Here is a 1,690-nt window from a genome sequence, read left to right on the forward strand (position 1 = left end):
TTACCTTGAAGGAAGCTTCGGTCGAATAGCGCAGAGTATCGTTCTTCATAAGACTTTGCAGCACTTTGATTGACGTTTAATTGACTTTGGTGATGTTCGATATCAAAGGCAACGCTCTCTGTTAAGATAGCTTGCTCATCTGACTTTGATATTTCACCATCTGGTCGATAGAACTTAATGCCATTGCGATCAAACGGAATATGACTTCCGGTGATCATGATGGACGGCATATTGGCTTGCATCGCGGTGTAAGCTAGAGCAGGTGTTGGGATCACGCCATAATATACCGCTTCAAATCCTAAGCTCTCAATTGCCGACACTATTGCCTGCGCCATACTTGGGCTACTAGGACGGTTATCGATAGCAACCGCAACCTGCGTAAAAGAGAATTGTCTTGCCATTATCGAGATAAAAGCATGTGCGAATGCACTGCATACTTCTGGCGTAAACTGCTCTACTAGACCTCTGGCACCACTTGTACCAAATTGAATGCCAGAGCTTTGTATAATATCTTTCGTATTTAGCATATTATCTCACTTAGCCAAACGGCCATATCGATCTTCAAAACGAACAATATCATCTTCACCAAGGTAACAGCCTGTTTGAACCTCAATCATTTCCAACGGGATCTTGCCTGGATTTTCCAACGCATGAATCGTCCCTAGTGGGATGTAGGTGGATTGATCTTCAGTGACTAAAATCGTGTTGTCTCCATTGGTTACTTTTGCTGTGCCGGATACAACAATCCAATGCTCTGCTCTGTGGTGATGCATTTGGATGGAGAGTTTTTCTCCCGGGTTTACCGTAATTCTTTTAACGTGATCTCGATTACCATTGTCTATGGAATCGTATTTACCCCAAGGGCGGTAGACCTCTCGGTGCAAAATATGCTCAGTTCGGTTTTGTTCGTTGAGTTGTTTAACGACAGATTTGACGTCTTGAACTTGCTTTTTATCCGCGACCAGTATCGCATCTTTTGTTTCAACAACAATGAGGTCATCGATGCCAACGGTAGCAATGAGCTTGTTTTCAGCGTGAAGATAACTGTTTGTTGAGTTTACTGAAATGACATCTCCTTTGACCACATTGCCGTTGCCGTCTTTTTCACAGACATCCCAAAGTGCGGACCAAGATCCTACATCACTCCAACCTGCGCTCATCGGGATAACAGTGGCACTCACGGTTTTCTCCATAACAGCATAATCAATGGAATCGTCAGGACAAGCTTCAAATTCTTGTTTGTCTACTCGAATGAAATCAAGATCGGTTTGAGTATTTTTTAGAGCTCGTTCACAAGCTTTATAAATGTCAGGTTTATGCTGTTTTAATTCATCTAAGTACTTTGATGCTTTGAACATAAACATACCACTGTTCCAGTAGTACTCTCCGGAGTCGAGGTAGGCCTGCGCTGTCACCGCGTTCGGTTTTTCAACGAAACTATCGACATTGTAGCCCTCTTTATCTGGCGATTTTTTTTCCCCTCTCTTTATATAGCCGTAACCGGTTTCTGGTGACTCTGGGACAATGCCAAAAGTCACAAGCTGATCATCATTGGCAAAGGCTTTTGCAGTTTCTATCGAACTTGAAAAAGAAGAGACATCTTGTATGAGATGATCTGCAGCCAGTACAAGTAAAATCGGGTCATTACCTTCTTTTATTGCATGAAAAGCCGCCAATGTGATGGCTGGTG

Annotated in this window: 1 protein-coding gene and 1 pseudogene; both read right to left on the reverse strand. The window is 43.0% G+C overall.

The features are described 5' to 3' along the window. Positions 1 to 527 (reverse strand): annotated as a pseudogene (locus tag KIV40_RS29455) (phosphomannomutase); the annotation flags it as partial. 6 nt (positions 528 to 533) lie between these two features. Next, positions 534 to 1,690, reverse strand: a 1,157-nt coding sequence (locus KIV40_RS29460; protein ID WP_285352791.1) for a mannose-1-phosphate guanylyltransferase/mannose-6-phosphate isomerase, incomplete at its 5' end; no start/stop codon positions are given.

The sequence above is a fragment of the Vibrio sp. D173a genome, assembly GCF_030248475.1.